The organism is Martinezella sp. CNPSo 3959 (assembly GCF_057784355.1).
In genome coordinates this window covers 289,188-311,979 of record NZ_JBXSOV010000004.1, presented here as the reverse complement: position 1 = coordinate 311,979, position 22,792 = coordinate 289,188, and the positions used below count along the sequence as shown (strand labels likewise).

The window sequence follows — 22,792 nt, the reverse complement described above, 5'->3', positions numbered from 1 at the left end:
TATTCCTTGCGGGTTTTCCCTGACCCCGCTGGAAAAGCCCCCCCGGTTCGCCGCCCTGATCCACCGGGGGCTTGCAGGAGATCGGGTGGTGTGCGAGCTTCGCCGCATGACACGCAGCACATCACCCGATTCTCCAATGCTTTTCGAGGACGCCCCGCTCGTTCCGACGTTTGAGCTGGAGCTGATTGCGCGCCGGGCCGGGCATTGGCCTGTCGCCGGGGCAGATGAGGCTGGCCGGGGGCCGCTTGCCGGACCGGTGGTCGCCGCCGCCGTCATTCTCGACCCTGAGCGGATCCCGCAAGGGCTCAACGATTCCAAACAGCTGACCGCGGCCAGGCGCGAAGAGCTGTTCGTGGAGATTCTCGCAACAGCAACGGTCTCTATCGCCTCGTCGAGTGCCGGTCGTATCGACACGACCGATATCCGCAAGGCAAGCCTCGATGCGATGCGCCGTGCCATTTGCGGACTGGCCGTGCCGGCAAGCTATGTGCTGACCGATGGGCTCGATGTGCCAGCCGGGCTTGCATGCCCGGGAAAGGCCGTCGTCAAGGGAGACACGCGTTCCTTCTCCATCGCTGCCGCATCGATCGTCGCCAAAGTGACCCGCGACCGGATGATGGCGCGCGCGAGCATTGTCTTTCCAGCCTATGGTTTCGCAGCCCATGCCGGCTATGGCACTCCTCAGCATCGCGCTGGCATCGAGGAGCATGGCCCCTGCTCCCTGCATCGCATGAGCTTCCGCCCGCTGCGCAAAGAGGCCGTTTGAAACTCAGCCCGTCAGTCCGGCGACGATTTCAGTCGAGCATTTTCTGATATAGGCGATGTCTTCCCGGTAGATGCGATCATGTCCTTGCTGGAGATTCCGGCGATATCTCTCGATGCCGCGGGCAGCTTCCCGTTCCATGAAAGCCAATAGCGCCTCAAGCCGCTCGACGATGACGTCAAGCAATGAGCTACGCTCGTTAACAGACAGGCCATAGGCATCGATAAAGATACGGGCGCGACCGAGTTGGGCGGCAAGAGTGTCCATTTCCTTGATAGCGACGCCGGAGGACAGCGGCGCCCAGCGATAGACGGCATAGGCCAGATCCCACATTCGCGGACCGGGATGCGCAGCCTCGAAATCGATGATACCCGTCACTTCGCCATCGTTCAGGACGACATTGTAGGGGGCAAAATCCCCATGGCAGATGACCTCGCAAGGCGAGCGGGCGGGCAGTTGCCATGCGTAGCTGGCCGCGAGGCTTTTTGCGAACAGGGCGGAGCAATCGTGATAGCGACGTAGTAGCGACGCAGCCGACCGCAGCGCCTTTTCGCCGCGCATAGCGGCGTGGCCATCGAGATCGCCGGTATCTCCGAGCAGATAGGTTACCCGTTCCCAGACCTCGTCATATCCAGCCGGACGCGGAGCTGCATCGAAGCCATGCCGATGTAGCGCAGCCAGTAAAGCGTGGACGCCCGGTGTCCAGATGGCCGCTGGTCTTAGGATGAGATCGTCTTGACGAAACGGTTCGCTGCCTGTCGCAATCTGCATCCACTCTCCCCTCATGTAGTGATCTTGCCTCCCATTGCAGCGATGATCAATCATGACTGAGCATGAAACAAAAAAAGCCCCGCCGAAGCAGGGCTCTTTCGAATTTCGCTAGTCCCAAGGCTTAGTTCAGCCGGGTCTTCACTTCCTTGACGGCGTCGCTGAAGAGGCCGGACTGAACGCTGCCATCAGCCTTCTTGGCAAGCACCGATTCAGCAGCGGCGATTGCCAAATCGACGGCAGCGGAGCGGACCGCCTTCATCGCATCGGCTTCGGCCTGCTTGATCTTCTGCTCGGACAGAGCCGTACGGTTGGCGACGAACTCCTCGGTCTTCTTGCGAGCCTCGGTCGTCAGCATTTCCGCTTCGCGCTCGGCTGCGGCAACGATATGTGCTGCTTCAGCCTCGGCTTCCTTGCGCTTACGCTGATATTCGGCCAGCAGGTGCTGAGCCTCTTCGCGCAGGCGCTTGGCTTCCGCCAACTCGTTGCGGATCTGATCGGCACGGTCGTCCAGCGACTTTGCCATCATGCCCGGAACCTTGAGGTAAACGATCAGGCCTAGGAAGATGAGGAGACTGACAAACGCGAAGAAGGTGTTGTCGAAAGAAAATTCCATGGATCAGCCCTCCTGCTTTGCGGCGGCTGCCGCAACCGCAGAGGCGACATCGGCCTTGCCGGCGACATTTCCGACCAACTGCTCGACGACGGCACCGGCAGTCTCTTCGGCAATTGCACCGACATCACCGAAGGCTTTCGCCTTGATTTCAGCAATGCGGCCTTCTGCGGCGTTGAGCTTCTCAGCCAGGCTCGCCTCGATTGCCTTGCGATCCTCTTCGGCCTTGGCCTTGGCGGCATCGCGAGCGGTGGCGCCGATGGAATTTGCCTTGGCGCGCGCAGCGGCCAATTCGCTTTCATAGGTCGCAACGGCGGCGTCGGCTTCAGCCTTCAGACGCGAGGCTTCCTCGATATCCTGGGCGATCCGGTCGTGCCGGCTTTCCAGAATGGTGCCGACGCGCGGAATAACGATCTTCTGCATGGCCACGTAGAAGATGACGAAGGTGATCACCAGCCAAAGCAGCTGTGACGGATACGTCGTATGGTCAAACGGCGGGAATACGCCGCCGTGATGGCCTTCATTCGGCGCACCCGTTTCCGTGTGCACCGCTCCGGCGGCCGGCGGTGCTTCTTCAGCATATGCCGGGGTCACAAACATGCTCACCTCCAGGTGGTCTGCAAATACAAAGAATCACGGCTCGCTGCTCGCGAACCGTGATCTATGACGCCGCTGATATCAGACGGCGAAGAGCAGGAGGAGAGCGACGAGCAGCGAGAAGATGCCCAGAGCTTCCGTAACGGCGAAGCCGAATACCAGACGGCCGAACTGGCTGTCAGCAGCCGACGGGTTGCGCAGTGCGCCGGACAGGTAGCTGCCGAAGATATTGCCGAGGCCGAGAGCCGTGCCGGCCATACCAAAGCAAGCCAAACCTGCGCCGATGAACTTTGCTGCTTCCGCGTCCATGTTGAACTCCTTTGAAATGGTTGTGCGGTGAATGACTGACGCCATTAGACGCCAATGTCTTTATCCTTAGTGGCCGCCCGGATGGATTGCGTCGTTGAGGTACATGCAAGTCAGCACCGCAAAGACGTAAGCCTGAAGGAAGGCGACAAGGAACTCGAGACCGGTGAGGGCGACGGTCATGATAAGAGGAAGAACGGCCCCGCCGATACCAAGCGCGCCGAGGGCTCCGAGCGAGGCGACAAAGCCTGCGAACACCTTGAGCGTGATATGACCGGCCAGCATGTTGGCGAAAAGACGAACAGAGAGTGAAACCGGGCGGGAGAGGAAGGAGATGATCTCGATCGCCACCACCAGCGGCAAGAGAACTCCCGGAACACCTTCAGGAACGAAGATCTTGAAGAAGCCGAAGCCATGCTTGATCAAACCGTAGAAAATAACGGTGAAGATAACGAGCAGTGCGAGCGCCAGCGTGACGATGATCTGGCTCGTGACGGTGTAGAAGTAAGGAACGAGGCCGAGCAGGTTCGCCGTCAGGACGAACATGAAGAGAGAGAAGACCAACGGGAAGAATTTCATTCCCTTCGTTCCCGCCCCCTCTTTCAACATCGAGGCGATGAACTCATAGGCCATTTCCGCAACGGACTGCGAGCGCGTCGGGACAACGGCGCGGGGCGCGCTGGCAAAATACAGAAAGCCCGCGGACAGCACTGCCGAGGCAACCATGAACAGCGAAGCATTGGTGAACGAAAAATCAATTCCGCCGATATCGATCGGGATAATCTTAAAGATCAGGAACTGATGGGTAGGATCGTTTGCCACCGCTTGTTCTCTTTCATTATTCCGCTCCACCGAGCGGATGCTTCTTATCTGGAAACAACGCCGTTGCGTCGCTTCCGCTCATTTCTTACCAGGCTCACGTCCCTGCGGCTCCGGTGTCGCCACCTTGCCTGCAGAGCGCAGCACATTCAGCACGCCGGCACAGAATCCGAGAAGCAGCAAAATAATCATGCCCCACGGCGTCGTACCGAGAAAACGGTCCAAGACATAGCCCAGAACGGCTCCAACGATGATTGCAGCAATGAACTCACTGGAAAGCTTCATCGCCTGAGCGTAGCCCTTGCGGCTTTCCTCGGCGTGAACCTCCCCGCGTTCATCCTCTCTCACCGCAGCGCGCTTGTTCGCCAATTCGGCTCCCAGCTGCGCCCGCCGCTGTTCCAGACCCTCGTCGCGGTCATCCGTCATGGTGGCATCCTCCCCTTTATTCGTTGCGCGCAATCCCTTTACCCCGGTCAACGCGTAAACGAACAGCAGGTTTCGCCACCTTTCGGCCCGTTTTGAAGTCGCGCGCAACATAGTTTTAGGAAAAAGTATAGTCAAGGCGTAGACACCATCTGTCCAGCCATAAATTAGCCCAATTAAATCATGAGTTTAGACCGAAAGAGCCATATTGACCGAAAACTGAGCGGAAGAATCCTCTTCAGCCCATGCTTTCCTGCGGCTTTTTTGCCGGGGGAAGTGGCCCTAGCCGCCGTGTCAATCTGCCGGAACCGGCCGCCTCAGCTCCAACCGCCGCCATAGGTCCTGTAGAAGATGTGCATGCCTATGCGGCCAACCTTCACCATTTCGGCAGCCCATTTCGGCCGAACATAGACAGCATGATAGTGAGTGGCGGAACCGACTTCCGGCAGCCAGATCTTGCCGGCGGTGACCGCCATGGCGACCTGGCGGGCAATACGCCAGTGTTCTGGCGAATTGACGCGCTCCTTGACGTTGTCACAGGCGAAGGAGAACTGGCAAGCGTTGGTCCAATCCTCATTCTGATAGACGACGCCGCAGATGGTCTTTGGATAGGCGGGATTACGGACACGATTGAGAATGACCTGGGCGACAGCGGCCTGTCCTTTCACGGACTCGCCGCGCGCCTCGAAATAGATGCCGGTCGCAAGACATTGCTGCTCGTCGGAGGAGAAGACCGATGGCGGCAGGACATTGGCGGCCCAGGCATGATCCCTCGGGCCGATTTGCGGCACGAAGCGCCCCTCGTCGTCCTGATCCTTGGCGAGAATGGAATCGAAGGGTGAAACGCGGGCATAGTCCGGCGCCGGCGAGGCATAGGCGGCGGCCAGAACATCGGCATTCTGGTTGGTGACCAGATTGGCGATATAGGCCGGCACGCTCTCGTCCAGCTTCGGCGGCTCCTTCTTGTAGAAAGCGGTGGCAATCTGGATTTCCTTGCCGCCGAGCTGCGGCTTCAGGAAGGCGGTGCGCTCGCCGGTCGCCGATTCCGGCCGAAACAGCATGCTCTGGCGCTGCAGCACCGAGCCCGCGGAAAAATCCTTCGGCGGCAGCATCGGCGTGATGGCCACCACTCTGCCTTTCTTGTCCTGCCGGTTGATGCGGTCCTCATCGGGCCGGGGATCGCTGCCCTTGGCTTCGGATTGGAAGGCGACGCGCCGTCCGTCCGGCAATATCAGACCGCCGTCTCCAACGGCAGACGACGCCTTGGCATCGCCAAAGGCCAGCTCCGCCTGATGGGTGGAGCCGGCTGGCGAATCTGTCATCACCATTCGCCAATTGGCCCCTTCCCTATCGATCCCGGCAAGCAGACCGGCAAGATCGCCATAGGCTGCCGTCGATGGAAAAATAAGCCAGGCGCAGAGTCCGAAGACGACTGGAGAGGTCCAATTTTGTGGCAGGAACCGCGACTTGCGGCTGACATAACGCGAGCGAGACAACACCGGACTCCAAACGGCACTCGAAACCAGGAGCCGGAATAATCTCCCATTAACCTTGATGGATGGTTAATTCGGGCGAATCTATGGTCATGCAGGCGGTGAACCGAAAACAAAGGCCCGGCGGATATCCACCGGGCCTTTGAACAACCAGCAAGAATATTCGTGTCAAATGATGACGTGCGATCCCAGCTCCACCACACGGTTGGCCGGCAGGCGGAAGTAATCCGAAGGGTCGGTCGCGGCGTTGGCGAGGGCGATATAAAGCCGGTCCTGCCAGTGCGGCATGCCTGATTTCGCATCCGGCACCAGCTTGCGGCGGCCGAGATAGAAGGAGGTCGACATGATGTCGAACTTCAGGCCGGTCTTGCGCAGGGTCGCGAGCGCCTGCGAGACATTCTGCGATTCCATGAAGCCGAAGCGCAGCTCGACGCGCGAGAAACGGTCCGAAACCTTCTCGACGGTATAACGATCCTCCTGGGCGACGCGCGGCTTGTTGATGGTGCGGATCGTCAGGATGACGTTCTTGTCGTGCAGGACGTGATTGTGCTTCAGATTGTGCAGCAGCGCGGCGGGCGCGGATTCCGGATCGCTCGTCAGGAAGATCGCCGTACCTGGCACATGCGCCGGCGAGTGATCGCTCTTGCGCTCGATCGAACTGACGAAGGACGACAGCGGGATATCGGTATGGCGTGTCTTTTCCATAAGGATCGCGGTGCCGCGGCGCCAGGTCCACATGATGACGGTAAAGGCCGTCGCGATCATCACCGGCACGTAGCCGCCGTCGTGGATCTTAAGGAGGTTCGCACCCAGGAAGACGAATTCCAGCAGCAAGAGCGGCGTGAGCACGGCAACCGCCATCGGCAGCGTCCAGTTCCAGCGGACGCGGACGAACTCAAAGGCCATGATCGAGGTAACGACCATCGCGCCGGTCACTGAGATGCCATAGGCGGTCGCCAGCGCATCCGAGGTCTTGAAGGCCAGCACCAGGAAGATGACGCCGAAGAACAGGACCGTGTTGACCGACGGCAGGAAGATCTGCCCGGTATTGGTCTCGGAGGTGAAGAGGATTTCCATGCGCGGCAGGAAGCCGAGATGAATCGCCTGGCGGGTCAGCGAGAAAGCACCCGTAATGACGGCCTGGCTGGCGATGATCGTCGCCATCGTGGCAAGAATGACCACCGGCAGGATCGCCCAGTGCGGAAACATCAGGAAGAACGGGTCCGACATGGCCATGGGGTCACGCAGCACCAGCGCGCCCTGGCCGAAGTAGTTCAAGGTAAGCGACGGAAACACCAGCACGAACCAGGCCCACTGGATCGGGCGGCGGCCGAAATGGCCGAGGTCGGCATAGAGTGCTTCCGCGCCCGTCACCGTCAGGAACACGGCACCGAGAACGACGACGCCGAGGAAGCCCTCGCGCATCAGAAAGGTCACCGCATACCAGGGATTGAGCGCTGCCAGAATGCTGTAATCATCGGAAATGTGCATGATGCCGACAAGACCCATGACGATGAACCACAGCGCGGTGATCGGGCCGAAGAAACGGGCAACGGCACCGGTACCATGCGACTGGATCGCAAAAAGCAATGCCAGAATTGCCACCGATATCGGCACGATATAATCCGACAATTGCGGGGTAACGAGCTTCAGACCTTCGACCGCCGAAAGGACCGAAAGCGCCGGCGTAATCATCGCATCGCCGAGGAAAAGCGCGGCACCCAGCAATCCCAGCAACATCAGGATGGCGGTGTGGCCGTTCGCCGTCTTCATCAACAGCGCCAGGAGCGAGAGCGTGCCGCCTTCGCCGTCATTGTCCGCGCGGAGCAGAAAAAGGACATATTTGATCGTGACGATGATCGTCAGCGTCCAGAACATCAGCGAGATGACGCTGATGACTTCGCCGCGCGTCAGACCGTCAGCGGCCACCGGCTTCAATGCTTCGCGAAAGGCATAGAGCGGGCTTGTGCCGATATCGCCATAAACAACGCCAATCGAACCGAGGGCGAGGTAGGCGAGCTTGCGAGCGTCCATTTTCCCGTCGGGAGAATGATGGGTTTCGTTAGACATTCAGGATCACTAGACTCTCAGAGCCAGCCTTTCCAGCGAAAAAAGAAAAACGGAACGATGGCGGAAACCACCATCAACAACAGCGATGCAGGGTAGCCAAAGGCAAAATGCAATTCGGGCATATGTTCGAAATTCATGCCATAGACGGAGGCGACAAGCGTCGGCGGCAGGAACACCACGGAAGCGATCGAGAAGATCTTGATGATGGCGTTCTGCTCAATGTTGATCAGCCCCAGCGATGCGTCGAGCAGGAAGGTGATATTGCCCGCGACGAAGGACGCATGCTCGGAAAGAGATTGAACATCTCTCGAAACATTGCGGCAGAGATCCCTTGCTTCGTGGTCCTGCTGCATGGCGGGGATAGCTTGAAGGAAGGTCAGCAGGCGCGACAGCGAACTCAGACTGTCACGTATCTTGCTGAGCGTACGGTGATAGCGCGCTATGTCCTTGAGCTTTTCCTCGAGATAGTTCCCCGGCCGGCGGACCTTCTTCACGCGATCGCCAAAGACATGCACCGACAATATATCGACACCCGCAACCGTCTGTTCAAGGACCTCGGCGGTCCGATCAGCGATCGTTTCGAGCAGCTTCGCCAGGAGCGCCACGCCAGTGCGTCGCTCCTGCGGGATACGCGGAAGGGCAGCAATGAAGAGAGCGAAAGACTTCGGCTGGGCATAGCGAATAGTGATCAGCCGGTGTCCCGCCAGGATAAACGCGACATCGGTCAACATCGGCAGGCTGGTGTCGGCCTTGCAAAGGAGCGAGGCCGTCAAAAAGACCGAGCCGTCCTCGATATAGAGCCGGCTCGAGGGCTCTATATCCTTCATGTCCTCACGCGTCGGCACTTCGAGCCCAAGCAGCCGCTCGATATTGGCTTCCTCTTCGCGCGACGGATCGACCATGTCGATCCACACGGCATCGTCGGGCAGCCGATCGGTCGCCGAGAGATCGGGAAGCTCGAGCGGCTTCGAACCTGAGCAATAGGCAGTTATCAACTGCGCGCTCCTGCGGCAGCATAGATGCAGGCGGCGTCGGGGCGCGTTGCCCGCATCCTCTGCGATCTCACCAATGGCCGACAAAAAAAGCTCATAAAACCCCGGTCATATCCCGCCCGTCCGGCCGGGAATCCGTGTTCATGTTCCATTGCGCTGCTGTACCAATCCCTCGTCCGTCCGGGCGAAGACGCCTGCGCGGCCGAAATAAAACCACCATTTGGCGGAGATTGGTCATCGGAAACGACCGACCAGTTCCACGCAGGCGGCGCATATGCAGCAAAGCTCGCAAAGAATCAAGTCACAACCTCTTCATCGCATGCTTCGCCGCAGTTTGGCCAATCCTGCGAAGTCATAGCACAGGATGCCAACAAGACAATCCGCCGCCACAGGGAAAGCAGATCCGTCCTGGTGAATTATTCAAATACGATCGCTGGTGCCGCGCGCTGTGGACTATCCGCGACTTGCTTCCAAACATTGGCGGCGATTTCGCGATAGATCTTTGCAACCACCCCGTTCGGCTCGGCGGCGACAAGCGGCGTTCCCGCATCCGAGGTCTCGCGAATGCCCATGGTCAGCGGCACTTCGCCCAAGAAAGGCACGCCGATGCGCTCCGCCTCCTTGCGAGCGCCGCCATGACCGAAGATATCATAGCGCGCGCCGGTATCGGGGGCGATGAAGTAGCTCATATTCTCGACGATGCCGAGGACCGGAACCTCGACCTTGCGGAACATGTTCAGGCCCTTGCGCGCATCGATCAGCGCCAGGTCCTGCGGCGTCGAGACGATAACGGCACCGGCAAGCGGCACCTGCTGCGCCATGGTGAGCTGTACGTCGCCGGTGCCGGGCGGCATATCGACAACAAGCACGTCGAGCTCGCCCCAGGCGACCTCGCGCAGCATCTGCAGCAGCGCCGATTGCACCATCGGCCCCCGCCAGATCATCGCGGTTTCCTCTTCGACGAGGAAACCCATCGACATGACCTTTAGGCCATAATTCTCCATGGGATTGATGATGCGCCCATCGATCTGGGTCGGGCGTCCGGAAATCTTCAACAGGCGCGGCATCGAAGGCCCGTAGATATCGGCATCCAGAATACCGACGCTCAGGCCATTGGCCAGCAGGCCGAGAGCCAGATTGACCGCTGTCGTCGATTTGCCGACGCCCCCTTTGCCCGAGGCAACGGCGATGATGGCCTTGACACCCGGAACGCCGATCTTGGCGGCGCGTGGCGGCTGTTGCGGCGCGTGTTGATGAGGATGCGAATGGGAATGGGCGTGCGGGGCAGCCTGTGCAGGCGCGGGCCTCGCCGCTGGTGCGCCGGCCTTCTTGTCGGCCGTCAGCGCGACTAGGGCGCCCTTGACGCCCGGCATGTCCTTGATGACACGCTCGGCAGCAAGCCGTAGCGGCTCCAACTCCTTGGCACGCTCGGCGGGAACGGTGATGGAAAAATAGACCTTGCCGTCGGAAATGAACACATCGGAAACCATGCCGAGCTCGACGATATTGTGCTCCAGGTCCGGGCCGCGAACCGTCTTCAACGTTTCCAGCACCTGTTCCTTGGTGATGTCTGCCATTTCATCCTCACTGCAGAATCTTTTCGGCAGCGCAGCATAGGCGGCGCTTTCCGAAATCATTCTGGCTTAGATAGTGGAGAGGCGTGGCTTCGCCAAACGAAATTCGGGACGCCGTCGATAAAAACGTCTTCGTTGCGGCCGGCAGGTCCGCCGGGTCCATAAAGAAAAACCCTTACCAGCCGCAACGCTCTCCCAATTCGGGAAGACATGGTCGCGGGCCGACATAGATCATTCATTTGAAATATATAGGGCAACGGCGCGAAAATCGTCTCGAAACTGCGTCGGAACCTAATCAGCGTGCCAAATAAGTAACAACCGCCGCCGATCCCTTCGCCGGGAGAAGCTATGGCGAAGGTGTCGGCGGCGGTCGCTTGATCCGCGCACGTTTTCATCGGCGCTGTTATCAAAGTCCCCTCTGGACCTCTGTTTCCTAAGAAGCAGGAAGCGTGCCAGTTTCCAAAAATCCGGAAAGCGACGCGTTTTCAGCACGTTATCTGAATCGCACCTGAAACAGGGGAGCGGATGGTCGCTGCAGACTTCATCATATTTTATTTGCAGCGCACAAAAATTATTCACATGCTGCGCAAATTCCCATCACTGCCGTATCACAGCATCGCTGCAATGGGAGGCCTAACTATTTTATCAATCCGACACGCAGGGCCTTGGCGACAGCCTGCGTACGGTTGACGGTGTCGAGCTTCTTGGTTGCGCGATTGAGGTAGTGATTGACCGTATGCTCCGACAGGGAGAGGATTTCGGCGATTTCGGCGCTGGTCTTTCCAGCGGCCGTCCAATTCAGGCAATCGATTTCACGGTCGGTAAGCGTATCGACGACGCGAACATCCAGGCTGCGAATTTCGGCAAGCCGGTCGAAAACGTGAACCGCAATATAAAAGAGATCCTTGATCTCCTGCGGCGAAAAGTGTTCGCGATCGCCAGCCAAAGAAACAGCGCCGCGAAGACCTGAGGCATCATGGGTTGGGAAATAAGCGAAACGCGTCATGCGGAAACGCTCGAACAAAGCCACGACAAGCTGCGACTTGCTCTCTTCGCGATTGGGGTTTGCCGCTACCTGATAAAGAAAAGGCAGTGTGGAGGCGCGCAGACGCAGCAACACTGGGCTGGTCGACAGCAGGTTCTCCTGATCGTAGATCGACAGCAGCTCGGCCGGCCAGTTGTTGATTACCGAGCTGCTTTGCAAGTCGGAGGATGTGATCGGCGGAAGATTAAGGACCATGAAGGCGCGGCACCGGTAGGCCTCCGTCAATCCCTTCATGAAACGGAACACATCGAACTGCGTCTTAAGCCTGGTGATTTCCTCGATCAGATCCTCGTCGCGAGGGGACATTCCTGCTTGTACCAATGCCGCCATCATTAGTTTTCTTTATGTAAAAGAGGGCAAAAATACGAAGCTTCCGCTCGCTGCCCTTCACGATTAACGTCCCGGCGCCACTATCGGCTGCTCGGCAAAATATAAGTTTTCCAAAATCATGATTGCGTCGACGCCCGTTACTATTATCTCCCCCTCGTCATCTCGCTAAATCCTCGACGGCTTCAACAAGCACCTGAAGATAATGGCAGTTCTTTGCCATATCTCAACAGTAAAATTCAAGATAAACGAGCAATTGCGCTAAGATCCCGCGCCGGCAGCATTAAATCCCCCGGAGTTCCCGCAGTCGTTGCGCCAGATCTGCTGGGATTAACGTTTGGGGCCCATGCGGTTGCGCATGTCCATCATGATCGAATCAGCGGCAACGACCACCCGTGGCGCCCATGCCTGCAGCCTCTGCTGCGTGACGCGATAGGCCGGGCCGGTCACCGAGACTCCGGCAAGCATATGACCATCATCGGAGCAGATCGGCGCAGCGACGCAGCAGATACCGTTTTCGTGTTCCTCAAGATCGAAGGCGTAGCCGCGCGCCCGGATTTGCGAGATATCGGAGAGCAGCTCCGAGGGGGAGCGAAGGGTATGCTCTGTGTAGGGGCGATATTCGAGACCTGATATTCTCTCTGCAAGCTCGGCATCGTCGAGCGCAGAAAGCGCCGCCTTGCCGACCCCAGTACAATAGGCGGGAGAAGCATTGCCGACCTGCGAATACATCCGCACGGATTGCTGACCCTCCACCTTATCGAGATAGATCACCTCCGCGCCCCGCAGGACGCCGAGATGCACGGTTTCACCCGTCACCTCCTGCAAACGGTGAAGATGCGGCTCGGCAATCGCCCGAAACTCGTTGCGCGCCCAGCTGCGCGAGGCAAGGGTCAGGAGCCGCAATCCGATCCGATAGCGCCCGTCGCGGTCGACCTCCAGAAGCCCCTCGTCGACAAGATGCGACAATTGTCGATGCAGCGTGCCGCGCGGCTGATCGGAAAGCGAGAGAATGTCGGTAAAGCGCATGGGCTTATCAGCTAGTGCGACGAAATCGAGCAGGGAGACGAGCTTTCCGAGCGTCCCCGTTTCCCGATCGCGATGCCTTTTATTTTTTCCCGCCTCTGAACCCAGACCCATACTCATTCATTTATCTCTGGCAAAACCGCACTGTCCTTGACACTGTGCAAGGGTAGTTCGATAATTCCATATAGTCAAATTATGTTCCGAATAATGGAACTTTTCATTGATCTTGGGAGGAGACATCTTGGCCGATATTCAGGCGCAATTTCCCGATCTGAAAGATCGCACGGTTCTCGTCACCGGCGGAGGCTCCGGCATCGGCGCAAGCCTTGTGGAGGCTTTTGCCCGTCAGGGGGCGAAAGTTGCCTTCATTGATATAGCCGAGGAACCCAGCAAGGCGCTTGCGGCCAAGCTTTCGGATCAATCCGCCCATCCCGTTGCCTTCTACCATGCCGACCTGCGCGATGTCGGCGCGATCAAAAACACAGTTGCGGCCGTCGAGGCCGATCTCGGGGCGATCCGGGTCCTCGTCAACAACGCGGGTTGGGACGACCGGCACGACATCGACACCACGACCGAAGAATATTGGGACAACAATCAGGCGATCAATCTGAAGCAAGTCTTCTTCGTCTCACAGGCGGCGGCACCGGGCATGCGCGCAGCCGGCGGCGGCGCGATCATCAACTTCTCCTCGATCGTCTTCAAGATGAACCCGCCGCTTCTATCATCCTACGCGACCGCAAAGTCCGGCATCATCGGGCTGACCAAGAGCTTTGCCGGACGCTTCGGGCCGGAGAATATCCGCGTCAACGCCGTTCTGCCTGGAATGATCGTCACACAGCGCCAGCTCGACCTCTGGCTGACGGAGGACGGCATGGCGAAGATGATGGACCGGCAATGCCTGAAGCGCGTGCTGAACCCCGAGGATCTGGTCGGTCCAGTGCTCTTTCTGGCTTCGGACTGCTCCGGCGCCATGACCGGACAAGCCATCACTGTCGATGGTGGCATTTTCTAATCTTAAGATTTCTGACGCAAGACTTGGAGCATTTCTCATGACGAAACCGGCATATGTCGCGGTGGACTGGGGCACCAGCAGTTTCCGGCTGTGGCTGATCGGCGAAGACGGCAGCATTCTCGCGGAGCGCCGCAGCGGCGAAGGCATGACTACGACCGCGCAAACCGGCTTTGACAAGGTCCTGCAGGCACATCTCGACGCCGTATCGGCGCCGGACGCCATTCCCGTCATCGTCTGCGGCATGGCCGGCGCGCGCCAGGGCTGGGTGGAAGCCGGCTATATCGATACGCCGACTTCCCTTGCCGCAATCCTCACCGCAGCTGTCTCCGTGCCCGGACAATCCCGCGATATCCGTATCCTGCCTGGCCTGGCGCAACGCAGCCAACAGGTGCCCGACGTCATGCGCGGCGAGGAAACGCAGCTGCTCGGCACGGTTACCGCCGACGCCAAGGGCGAACAACTCGTCTGCATGCCAGGAACCCATTCGAAATGGGTGCGCGTGCTGGATGGTCAGGTGACAGGCTTTTCCACCTTCATGACGGGCGAGCTTTTCGACGTCATTACCAAGCATAGCATCCTATCGCATGCGGTTGCCGGTGCTGCAGACATGCCGGCCGACACGAAGACATTCGAGACCGCCCTCAAGACGGCCCTGGATAAGCCGGCGCTCCTCACCAATCTGCTGTTCACGGCTCGCTCCGGCCAGCTTCTGAACGGGCTGACGGCAGTCGCCGCGCAGGCGCTCATATCAGGCACACTGATCGGCGCGGAAATCGCCGGCGCGCGCGCCTCTGCGGGGCAGAATGCGGCCATCACGCTCGTTGCCTCCGGCCGCCTCCAGGCGCTCTACGAAGACGCGTTCCGCTCCCTCTCCCTCCCCTTTAAGACGATCGACGCCGATGCCGCCGTCCGCCGCGGACTTTCCGCTGCGGCCGAAGCGATCTGGTTCAAGAAAGAAAGTAAAAGCTGATGACAACTCGTACCCCCTTTCCGCCCATGAAGCGCCCGCTCATTGCCATTCTTCGCGGCATCAAGCCCGAGGAAACGGCTGACATTGTCGGCACGTTGATCGAAACAGGCTTCACGGCAATTGAAATCCCGCTGAATTCGCCGGAGCCGTTCCGCTCCATAGAAATCGCTGCCAAGATGGCGCCGGCCGATTGCCTGATCGGCGCCGGCACGGTGCTGACGGTCGAAGATGTCGACAGGCTTGATGGCGCCGGCGGCAAGCTCCTGGTGACACCGAATGTGGAGCCTGCGGTCATCAGCCGCGCCCGCGACAAAGGCATGGTGACGATGCCCGGCGTCTTCACCGCCACGGAAGCGCTTTCGGCCGCGCGCGCCGGCGCCACCGGGCTTAAATTCTTCCCCGCCGGCGTGCTCGGCGCCTCCGGCATCACGGCCATTCGCGCAGTGCTGCCGCCGGAACTCGTCATCGCCGCGGTGGGTGGCGTTTCGGACAAGAATTTTGCCGATTACACCAAGGCAGGCATCCTCGCTTTCGGTCTCGGCACCAGCCTCTACAAGCCGGCAATGACGGCAGCGGAGGTTGCCGAACGCGCCAAGGTGACCATTTATGCCTATGATGCAGCCGTAGGAGCCTGATCTATGACCGATATTCATGATTTTCAGGGGAATATTCTCTGCAACACCTCCTCCGTCCTCGGCGAAGGCCCAACCTACGACCCTGATACGGATACAGTCTGGTGGTTCAACATCCTCGGCAAGGAATTGCACGAATTGCACCTGCCGACCGGCAAGAAGCAGGTTCACGAGCTGCCGATGATGGCGAGCGTGCTGGCACGTGTCGATGCGGAACGGCAGATGATCGCGACCGAACAGGGCCTCTTCCTGCGCGATATCGCAACTGGCGAATTGAGCTTCTATGCGGCCATTGAAGCCGACAAGCCCGAAAACCGCTCCAATGACGGACGCACGCATATTTCCGGATCGCTCTGGATCGGCACCATGGGCAAGCGCGCCGAGATGCAGGCAGGCGCGATCTATCATGTCGCCGGCGGCAAGGTGACCAAGATCTTCGACCAGATCAGCATTCCGAATTCCATCTGCTTCTCGCCCGATGGTACGATCGGATATTTCACCGATACCCGCGTCAGCCAGCTCATGCGCGTGCTCGTGGATCCCGAGACGGGGCTTCCGGCGGGCGAGCCGATCGTCATGGTCGACAGCATGGAAGATCCAGGCGGCCTCGACGGCTCGGTCTGCGATGCCGACGGCTATATCTGGAACGCGCGCTGGGGCTCCGGCTTCGTCGACAAATACAGCCCGGACGGCCTGCGCATCGAGCGCTATCGCGTACCCGCGATGCAGCCGTCCTGCCCCGCCTTCATCGGCAAGAATGCGGACCGGCTGGCCGTGACGACCGCCTGGGAAGGGCTGGATGAGGAGGCGCGCTCGATGCAGCCGCAGGCTGGTGCTCTTCTGGAGCTTGGCCTGACGGTGAAGGGCGTTTTCGATCCTCCATACAAGCTTTGATTGAAAGCCGCCTTCAGCCGATCAGGCTGAGGGCGGTATTATTTTGACGCGTCAGGCAGGCCGCAAGACACGTTCGGCCTCGAAACAAATTGAAATCTGAGCTCGATCGTTCTCTGCGATCCTAATAATCTTTCCGGTTGTCTTTTGCCGCGGTATCTATTGATTCCCCAACATATTCCTTTTGTTTCCGAGCTGCGCGACGCAACTTTCTGCAACTTTTGACGGAACCAAAACCTCCCTGAGCCATTGCCTCTAGGACCGGTCCGATAACGGCCGGCATCACAAAAGTTCCACTCGCGCTGGTAAGCATGCGCGTATGACGAAGCATGCCCATCAGAATGAAAGGTAGGTTCACGATGACTGGGAAACTCTTCACTTCCGTTGCCGCAGGCGCCATCTTTGCTACGGCGTCCGTGCTTTCACCCATGGCTTTTGCCCAGGCGCAACAGCCCTCGAACGGCGGCGCAGGCAATAACGCGCCGGTGACGCAAAGCGCACCGGCAACGCCCGGCGTCACCAAGCCTGATAGCTCGGCAGCACAGAAAAGTGCTCAGGCTCCTGCCCCCGCAACGGGCGGCCAAGCTGGCTATCTGACCACACAATCCGCGGATCAGATCAGCGCCAAGACCTATATGGGCCAGTCGGTCTATAACGGTCAGAATGAAAGCATCGGCAGCATCAACGACCTGATCCTGCAGAAGCAGGGCGGCGTCGTTGCCGCCATCGTCGGCGTCGGCGGCTTCCTTGGCTTGGGCCAGAAAAACGTCGCCGTTCCTTTCGATAAGATCAGCGCCACCCAGAACCCTCAGGACGGGACGGTGAAGCTGACGACGACTGAAACGGCCGATTCCCTGAAGGCTGCACCGGAGTTCAAGACCCTCTCGATGCAGGCTTCCGAAAAGGCGGCTCAATCGTCCGGAACGTCGACAATGCCGGCAACCGACAACACGACGACTTCGTCGACCACCAACAAGTAAATATCGACGAAGTCTGGCGAAATACAGAAGCGGCGACCCTTACGGATCGCCGCTTTCTTCGACCTTTTTCAAACTCAAGCGATTTCGCGTTCGTGGCTGAGATCGAAATAATGGGTCTGCAGGTAACGAAGCGTCGCAGCGCCGTCGACCGGTTTTCCGAAATAATAGCCCTGCCCCATGGCGCAGCCCAGCGCCTTCAGCTTCGCCGCTTCGGCGTGGTCCTCGATACCTTCCGCGACAACACGCAGATCAAGTCCTTCGCACATGGCAAGAACAGCCTTGATGATATGTTCGGAAGCCCTATCCGAATTCATGCGCGAGACGAACGCCCGGTCAATTTTCACCTTGTCGAAGATGAATTCCCGCAAGCGCCCAAGGCTGGATTGCCCGGTGCCGAAATCATCCAGAGAGATGCGCACGCCGACCGCACGCAGGTCGGTGATAATGCGATGGGCCGTCTCGGCTGAGCTCATCACCGCGGTTTCGGTAATTTCGAGCTCGAGACGATGCGGGTCCAGGCCAGCGCGCGTCAGGATCGCGAGAATGCTGCTGCTCGTGCCGGGGTCCATCAGCTGCGCTGAGGAGAGATTGAAGGACAGGAACAATTCGCGCGGCCACGAGAGTGCTGCCTCCGCTGCTTTTCGCAGCAGGGTTTCGGAGAGCGCGTCGATGAAGCCTCTCTCTTCGGCAAGCGGCACGAAAACAGCGGGGGAGACGAAACCGAGATCCGGATCGTTCCAGCGCGCCAGGGCCTCGAAACCGAGAACCATGTTATTGGCAAGCGAGACGATCGGCTGGAAGTGTACGTCTATGGAATCGGAAATGATGGCATTGCGCAGCGCCTGTTCGAGCTGCGTCGCCCGCCTCATTTCCTGTGCAATCTCCCTGGAATAGACGGTGATCTGGCCGCGGCCGCGACGCTTGGAGCGATAGAGCGCCGTATCCGCATTTTTCAGGAGATCATCGAACTCCTCTCCGGCGAAAGGATGGATGGCGAAGCCGAAGGAGGCGGAAAGGCGGACGTTGCGATCGCCGAGATCATAGGGCGCCGACAGCACTTCGCGGATCATCTGTCCGAATTTCTCGGCACCGACCCGTTCGAAGACAAGCGGCAGCACAAAGGCGAACTCATCGCCGTCATGACGTGTCACTAGCGCGCCATCGGGTATGCAAGCCTTGAGGCGATGGGCAACCTGACAGAGGATCTCGTCACCCGCTTCGACGCCGAACAGGTCGTTGATCGGCTTGAAGGCATCGAGATTGACGATTCCGATCGTAAAGGGTGCGGGATCGTCGGCACGTTCGCGCGAAAGCGCACGCGCGCGTTCACGCATGCGATATCGATTGCCGAGCCCCGTGAGCGGATCGGTATAGGCAATTGCCTGCGGTTCTTGACTGGCTGGCCCCGGCAGCATCTCAGTCGACTTCATATTTGGTTCCGACCTTTTCTCCACCCGGGGGAAAAGCATGCCGGGGAAGTCTTAACAAAGGATGCCAAGGAGACGGTCATTCGGCACCGGCGATAAGTTGCCGTCGGTGGTGATATCATTGTAGCATTTATCTATTTTGCGCCTTCAGGGCACCGCGCATGTATTTCTGGAAGACGGTCTCGATGATGTCGGGGCTTACCGGCTTCAGAATGACGTCGTCCATGCCGACCTCGGCGCATTCCTTGCGGTCCCGCTCGAAACCCTGAGTCAGGACGCCGATGATCGGCGTATGGGTGCCGCTGCCTTTTTCCGCGCCGCGGATCAGCCGGGTGGATTCAAAACCGTTCAGCCCCGGCAGCGAGATGTCCATCAGGATCAGTTCCGGACGATGCTCCTGCCATAGGCGCACCGCCTCATCACCGCTTGCGGCAATCACATAGCTGTATCCCAACCCTTCGAGGATCTGCGAGAAGACGATCTGATTGATGTCATTGTCTTCAGCGACCAGGATTTGCGCCCGGCGTTCCTCACTGGCCGCACGCCGCCATTCGGATGCAAGCCCGGGTTCGACGATCTCGCCCAGTTCGCCACGGATGTTGCGATTGAAATGACGCGCGATCAGGAAGGCAAGCTCGGTTGCAAGCTGCGATCCGTCCAACGACAGCGCGGTAAGGTTCTGCCGTTCGGCCAGCTCAATCCCGCGCTTGCCGAGCTGGTTGTCGACGATGACCAGGTCGATCTTGACGCCATGCGCGCTCGCCACGTCCAGAAAAGCCGCCTCTTCATTCTCGTTGTGAACGACGCAGGCTTCGAAGCCATATTTCTCGAGCGTCTTCAGAGCCGCCGTTTCGGCAGCGAAATCCGGCGTGACGACGAGCACCTTGCGGCCGTTGAAATTCTCCGGAACGAAGGTTTCCATGGCGGCCGGACGGCGAGAAATGGTCTGCAGCGCAACCATCGGAACATAGGCACGGCGATAGGAGCGATCGCTGTTTTCCCGGATGCTCGATGCCAGCGCGAACTCGTCGAAATCGCCGCCATCCTTGGGCAAGTCCTGCATGGTGCTGACCAGGAAATAGCGGTCGGGCTTGCCGATGCGCTGCTTGCGGGTGACGATGTCGCGCTCGACGCCGTCACGCGCAATCTGGCGCTGCCGGGAGATCGACATTTCGCCAGTCTCGATCACATGCCGGTCGCTCTCATGAAAGCGATTGGCGAGGTCGGTGGAGAAGATATCGATGCTCTTGCGGCCGCGCACTTCGTCCGCCGCCGTCTGGTACTTGTCGCAGAATGCCCGGTTGACCGCGACATAGACGAGATTCTGGTCCTTGACGAAAACCGGAAAGGGCAGATTGTCGAGAATATCCTCGGTCAGCTGCACGCGCTCCATATCAACGCGCCATTGCTCTTCCCGTTTCCTGGCTTCGGACACATCGGCGATAATGCAGAAACCGATACCCGAGGATAGCCGCCGGTTGAGGACGCGCACCCAGCGGTCGTCGGCAAAATGCTCGGTGGTCTCGAAGCGCTCACGCCAATGCGAAGCTATGCGCTGCGATATCCAATCGTCACGGCTGGCAGCCATTTTGCTCTGGTTGCGTTGATAACGTACACCGCTATCAAAGACGGCGCCCAGAAAATCGCGCAGTCGCGTCGAGGGTTGCAGGAAATCAGGGGCAATCGGGAAAAAGTTCAGAACCTGACGGCTGGCAAACAGCAATAGGTCGTTCTTGTCATAGGCGAAAAAGGCGCTGGAAAGACCATCGCAAAGGGCATCGAAGAACATCGTCTGCAGACTGCCGCCGAAAGGCGTATCAGCCGTCGTCATTGCCAAAGCTGCCTTTTCAATCTCGGCAGTCATTCGTCGGATTCCTACACTCAACCAGTTTCACAACACGGCAAATCGACAAAGCGGCATTCGCTCTGCAAGGCAAATTCGTGGAAGTTGCATGCTGGCCTTGGCACTTGAAGCAGATGGCACCTGGCTCCATTTGACTGATGGCCACCAACCTGCCATCGAGAGCCGTCAGCATGCACGAAACGCGCCACCTGCGGTCATTTCAAGTTCTGTCTCGGCAACCTGTCATCATTCCCTTAAACATTGATTAAATTTCTCAACAAAGCACGGGTGGGAAACGAGTGGGTAAGCGCGTGCGGATCGCCTTTCCTCTTTCCACACCGGCGCGAATCCACGAGAATGCAGCCATGGCCATCAAGCAACTTTCCGAGACCCTGATCAACCAGATCGCCGCCGGCGAAGTCATCGAGCGCCCGGCAAGCGCGGCCAAGGAGCTGATCGAAAATGCGCTCGATGCCGGTGCGACCCGCATCGAGATCGCCACCGCAGGCGGCGGCAAGGCGTTGTTGAGGGTGACCGACAACGGCTCGGGCATGGAGGAAGCCGACCTCGAACTCGCGGTCCGGCGCCACTGTACCTCTAAGATTTCCGAGACGCTGGAAGACATTCGAACCCTCGGCTTTCGCGGCGAGGCCCTGCCCTCCATCGGCTCGGTGGCGAAGCTTTCGATTGCAAGCCGCAGAGCGGGAGCAAGCAGCGGCGCCGAGATCGCCGTTGCCGGCGGCAAGGTTCTGCATCTTCGCCCCGCCGCCGCCAATCCCGGCACGATCGTCGAGGTGCGCGACCTGTTCTTCGCGACGCCGGCGCGCCTCAAATTCCTGAAGACGGAGAAGGCGGAAGCGGCCGCGATCACCGAAGTCGTCAAGCGCATGGCGATCGCCTTTCCGCGCGTGCGCTTCGTGCTGTCGGGCAGCGACCGCTCGACGCTCGAATTTCCAGCGACCGGCGATGATCATCTCGCCCGCATGGCGCAGATACTGGGTGCCGATTTCAAGGACAATGCCATCGCGCTCGATGCGGTGCGCGAGGATGTGAGCCTCAGCGGTTTTGCCGGCGTGCCGACCTTCAACCGTGGCAACTCCGCGCATCAATATGCCTTCGTCAACGGACGGCCGGTGCAGGACAAACTGATCCTCTCGGCGATCCGCGGCGCCTATGCCGAAACCATTCCCTCCGGACGTTATCCCGTCGCCGTCCTTTCCTTGAGGCTCGATCCCGCGCTGGTCGACGTCAACGTGCATCCGGCGAAATCCGATGTGCGCTTCCGCGATCCCGGTCTCGTACGCGGCCTGATCGTCGGGGCTGTGCGCGAGGCACTGGCGCGCGAGGGCGATCGCGCGGCCACCACCGGCGCGGACGGCATGCTGCGGGCGTTTACCGCCGGTCGCTCGGGCTTCCAGCCAGGCTGGCGACCCGCGCCGGCGGCGGCTCCTTGGACGGCGGAAACTTCGCCATCTCGTCCCTATGAGCGAGCAGCGGCACCGGCAGGCTACGGATTTGCCGAAAGACCGCAGGCCGCCTTCGACGGCCTTGCCATGCCCACCGCGCGCGCCGAAGTGGCGCCTCCGGTGGAAGCAATGCGAGCCGAGGAGCCGGCCCGCTTTCCGCTGGGTGCCGCCCGCGCGCAATTGCACGAGAACTATATCGTCGCCCAGACGGAGAAAGGGCTCGTCATCGTCGACCAGCATGCGGCGCATGAGCGGCTGGTGTTCGAAGCCATGCGCAAGGCCCTGCATTCGAAGCGGCTGTCCTCGCAGGTCCTGCTCATTCCCGAGATCGTCGACCTGCCAGAAGAGGATTGCGACCGGCTGATGGTGTTTGCCGAAGAGCTCGGCGAACTCGGCCTCGCCATCGAACGGTTCGGGCCAGGCGCAGTCGCCGTCAGGGAAACGCCGGCCATGCTCGGCGAGGTCGACGCACAGGGCCTGGTTCGGCAACTGGCCGACGAGATTGCCGAATGGGATACGGCCTCGGGCCTTGCCGCCAAGCTGGAATATGTAGCCGCGACCATGGCCTGCCACGGTTCGGTAAGGTCCGGCCGACGTCTGCGCCCGGAAGAGATGAACGCGCTTTTGCGCCAGATGGAGGCGACGCCGGGCTCCGGACAGTGCAATCACGGCAGGCCGACCTATATAGAATTGAAGCTCACAGACATCGAGCGGCTGTTCGGGCGCAGCTGACCTCAGCCGTTTCCAAAAGGAAC

Annotated in this window: 21 protein-coding genes; 7 read left to right on the top strand and 14 right to left on the bottom strand. The window is 59.5% G+C overall.

The window, feature by feature from the left end:
* The first annotated feature begins 106 nt into the window (after positions 1-106).
* A complete protein-coding gene (rnhB, locus tag AC13RE_RS13905; protein ID WP_488563332.1) occupies positions 107-766 on the top strand; it encodes a ribonuclease HII in 660 nt (219 codons plus the stop codon).
* A gap of 3 nt (positions 767-769) precedes the next feature.
* Here rnhB and AC13RE_RS13900 read toward each other — a convergent pair whose 3' ends face one another.
* From AC13RE_RS13900 to AC13RE_RS13845, 12 genes are all read right to left on the bottom strand, one after another.
* Complete coding sequence (locus AC13RE_RS13900; RefSeq protein ID WP_488563331.1) at positions 770-1,534, bottom strand: phosphotransferase; 765 nt, start codon at positions 1,532-1,534, stop codon at positions 770-772.
* 121 nt (positions 1,535-1,655) lie between these two features.
* Positions 1,656-2,147: a F0F1 ATP synthase subunit B gene (locus tag AC13RE_RS13895; protein WP_132715953.1), complete on the bottom strand. Its 492-nt coding sequence runs from the start codon at positions 2,145-2,147 to the stop codon at positions 1,656-1,658.
* Positions 2,148-2,150: 3 nt separating this feature from the next.
* Positions 2,151-2,744 carry a F0F1 ATP synthase subunit B gene (locus tag AC13RE_RS13890; RefSeq protein ID WP_488563330.1) on the bottom strand — a complete coding sequence of 198 codons (594 nt, stop codon included), beginning with the start codon at positions 2,742-2,744 and terminating at the stop codon, positions 2,151-2,153.
* 78 nt (positions 2,745-2,822) lie between these two features.
* Positions 2,823-3,050 carry a F0F1 ATP synthase subunit C gene (locus AC13RE_RS13885; protein ID WP_015338972.1) on the bottom strand — a complete coding sequence of 76 codons (228 nt, stop codon included), beginning with the start codon at positions 3,048-3,050 and terminating at the stop codon, positions 2,823-2,825.
* 66 nt (positions 3,051-3,116) lie between these two features.
* The gene (locus AC13RE_RS13880) at positions 3,117-3,869 is read right to left on the bottom strand and encodes a F0F1 ATP synthase subunit A (protein WP_112335429.1); all 753 of its coding nucleotides are present in this window, start codon (positions 3,867-3,869) and stop codon (positions 3,117-3,119) included.
* Between the two features lie 78 nt (positions 3,870-3,947).
* A complete protein-coding gene (locus AC13RE_RS13875) occupies positions 3,948-4,292 on the bottom strand; it encodes an AtpZ/AtpI family protein (RefSeq protein ID WP_488563329.1) in 345 nt (114 codons plus the stop codon).
* A gap of 314 nt (positions 4,293-4,606) precedes the next feature.
* Positions 4,607-5,785, bottom strand: a complete 1,179-nt coding sequence (locus AC13RE_RS13870; protein WP_488563328.1) for a cell wall hydrolase — start codon at positions 5,783-5,785, stop codon at positions 4,607-4,609.
* 165 nt (positions 5,786-5,950) lie between these two features.
* Positions 5,951-7,816, bottom strand: a complete 1,866-nt coding sequence (locus AC13RE_RS13865) for a potassium transporter Kup (RefSeq protein WP_488563352.1) — start codon at positions 7,814-7,816, stop codon at positions 5,951-5,953.
* 53 nt (positions 7,817-7,869) lie between these two features.
* Positions 7,870-8,847, bottom strand: coding sequence for a magnesium transporter CorA family protein (locus tag AC13RE_RS13860; protein WP_488563327.1), 978 nt, complete (start codon positions 8,845-8,847; stop codon positions 7,870-7,872).
* Between the two features lie 413 nt (positions 8,848-9,260).
* Positions 9,261-10,421, bottom strand: coding sequence for an iron-sulfur cluster carrier protein ApbC (apbC, locus tag AC13RE_RS13855; RefSeq protein ID WP_488563326.1), 1,161 nt, complete (start codon positions 10,419-10,421; stop codon positions 9,261-9,263).
* A gap of 634 nt (positions 10,422-11,055) precedes the next feature.
* Positions 11,056-11,796, bottom strand: a complete 741-nt coding sequence (locus AC13RE_RS13850; protein WP_488563325.1) for a helix-turn-helix transcriptional regulator — start codon at positions 11,794-11,796, stop codon at positions 11,056-11,058.
* Positions 11,797-12,120: 324 nt separating this feature from the next.
* Positions 12,121-12,930, bottom strand: coding sequence for an IclR family transcriptional regulator (locus AC13RE_RS13845; protein ID WP_488563351.1), 810 nt, complete (start codon positions 12,928-12,930; stop codon positions 12,121-12,123).
* Positions 12,931-13,057: 127 nt separating this feature from the next.
* Here AC13RE_RS13845 and AC13RE_RS13840 point away from each other — a divergent pair, with 127 nt between their 5' ends.
* From AC13RE_RS13840 to AC13RE_RS13820, 5 genes are all read left to right on the top strand, one after another.
* Positions 13,058-13,828, top strand: a complete 771-nt coding sequence (locus AC13RE_RS13840; RefSeq protein WP_132715949.1) for an SDR family oxidoreductase — start codon at positions 13,058-13,060, stop codon at positions 13,826-13,828.
* Between the two features lie 37 nt (positions 13,829-13,865).
* Complete coding sequence (locus AC13RE_RS13835) at positions 13,866-14,798, top strand: 2-dehydro-3-deoxygalactonokinase (RefSeq protein WP_488563324.1); 933 nt, start codon at positions 13,866-13,868, stop codon at positions 14,796-14,798.
* Entirely contained in the window at positions 14,798-15,433 is a 636-nt protein-coding gene (locus AC13RE_RS13830) for a 2-dehydro-3-deoxy-6-phosphogalactonate aldolase (protein ID WP_488563323.1), read from the top strand. The genes AC13RE_RS13835 and AC13RE_RS13830 overlap by 1 nt, the downstream gene beginning before the upstream one ends.
* A 3-nt stretch (positions 15,434-15,436) precedes the next feature.
* Entirely contained in the window at positions 15,437-16,324 is an 888-nt protein-coding gene (locus AC13RE_RS13825; RefSeq protein WP_112335417.1) for an SMP-30/gluconolactonase/LRE family protein, read from the top strand.
* A gap of 356 nt (positions 16,325-16,680) precedes the next feature.
* Entirely contained in the window at positions 16,681-17,301 is a 621-nt protein-coding gene (locus AC13RE_RS13820) for a PRC-barrel domain-containing protein (RefSeq protein WP_488485614.1), read from the top strand.
* Between the two features lie 74 nt (positions 17,302-17,375).
* On the opposite strand, the gene AC13RE_RS13815 is transcribed toward AC13RE_RS13820, so the two are convergent.
* Together AC13RE_RS13815 and AC13RE_RS13810 are read right to left on the bottom strand one after the other, a co-directional pair.
* A complete protein-coding gene (locus AC13RE_RS13815) occupies positions 17,376-18,731 on the bottom strand; it encodes an EAL domain-containing protein (protein ID WP_132715945.1) in 1,356 nt (451 codons plus the stop codon).
* A gap of 127 nt (positions 18,732-18,858) precedes the next feature.
* Positions 18,859-20,592, bottom strand: coding sequence for a response regulator (locus AC13RE_RS13810; RefSeq protein WP_488563322.1), 1,734 nt, complete (start codon positions 20,590-20,592; stop codon positions 18,859-18,861).
* A 344-nt stretch (positions 20,593-20,936) separates the two neighbouring features.
* Here AC13RE_RS13810 and mutL point away from each other — a divergent pair, with 344 nt between their 5' ends.
* Complete coding sequence (gene mutL, locus AC13RE_RS13805; RefSeq protein ID WP_488563321.1) at positions 20,937-22,769, top strand: DNA mismatch repair endonuclease MutL; 1,833 nt, start codon at positions 20,937-20,939, stop codon at positions 22,767-22,769.
* The last annotated feature ends 23 nt before the right edge of the window (positions 22,770-22,792 follow it).

What these genes read in the sequence shown, in the direction of transcription:
- rnhB (WP_488563332.1), top strand. Translation starts at nt 107, where the DNA reads ATGACACGCAGCACATCACCCGATTCTCCAATGCTTTTCGAGGACGCC.
- AC13RE_RS13900 (WP_488563331.1), bottom strand. Translation starts at nt 1,534, where the DNA reads ATGCAGATTGCGACAGGCAGCGAACCGTTTCGTCAAGACGATCTCATC.
- AC13RE_RS13895 (WP_132715953.1), bottom strand. Translation starts at nt 2,147, where the DNA reads ATGGAATTTTCTTTCGACAACACCTTCTTCGCGTTTGTCAGTCTCCTC.
- AC13RE_RS13890 (WP_488563330.1), bottom strand. Translation starts at nt 2,744, where the DNA reads ATGTTTGTGACCCCGGCATATGCTGAAGAAGCACCGCCGGCCGCCGGA.
- AC13RE_RS13885 (WP_015338972.1), bottom strand. Translation starts at nt 3,050, where the DNA reads ATGGACGCGGAAGCAGCAAAGTTCATCGGCGCAGGTTTGGCTTGCTTT.
- AC13RE_RS13875 (WP_488563329.1), bottom strand. Translation starts at nt 4,292, where the DNA reads ATGACGGATGACCGCGACGAGGGTCTGGAACAGCGGCGGGCGCAGCTG.
- AC13RE_RS13865 (WP_488563352.1), bottom strand. Translation starts at nt 7,816, where the DNA reads ATGGACGCTCGCAAGCTCGCCTACCTCGCCCTCGGTTCGATTGGCGTT.
- apbC (WP_488563326.1), bottom strand. Translation starts at nt 10,421, where the DNA reads ATGGCAGACATCACCAAGGAACAGGTGCTGGAAACGTTGAAGACGGTT.
- AC13RE_RS13850 (WP_488563325.1), bottom strand. Translation starts at nt 11,796, where the DNA reads ATGATGGCGGCATTGGTACAAGCAGGAATGTCCCCTCGCGACGAGGAT.
- AC13RE_RS13845 (WP_488563351.1), bottom strand. Translation starts at nt 12,930, where the DNA reads ATGGGTCTGGGTTCAGAGGCGGGAAAAAATAAAAGGCATCGCGATCGG.
- AC13RE_RS13835 (WP_488563324.1), top strand. Translation starts at nt 13,866, where the DNA reads ATGACGAAACCGGCATATGTCGCGGTGGACTGGGGCACCAGCAGTTTC.
- AC13RE_RS13830 (WP_488563323.1), top strand. Translation starts at nt 14,798, where the DNA reads ATGACAACTCGTACCCCCTTTCCGCCCATGAAGCGCCCGCTCATTGCC.
- AC13RE_RS13825 (WP_112335417.1), top strand. Translation starts at nt 15,437, where the DNA reads ATGACCGATATTCATGATTTTCAGGGGAATATTCTCTGCAACACCTCC.
- AC13RE_RS13820 (WP_488485614.1), top strand. Translation starts at nt 16,681, where the DNA reads ATGACTGGGAAACTCTTCACTTCCGTTGCCGCAGGCGCCATCTTTGCT.
- AC13RE_RS13815 (WP_132715945.1), bottom strand. Translation starts at nt 18,731, where the DNA reads ATGAAGTCGACTGAGATGCTGCCGGGGCCAGCCAGTCAAGAACCGCAG.
- AC13RE_RS13810 (WP_488563322.1), bottom strand. Translation starts at nt 20,592, where the DNA reads ATGACTGCCGAGATTGAAAAGGCAGCTTTGGCAATGACGACGGCTGAT.
- mutL (WP_488563321.1), top strand. Translation starts at nt 20,937, where the DNA reads ATGGCCATCAAGCAACTTTCCGAGACCCTGATCAACCAGATCGCCGCC.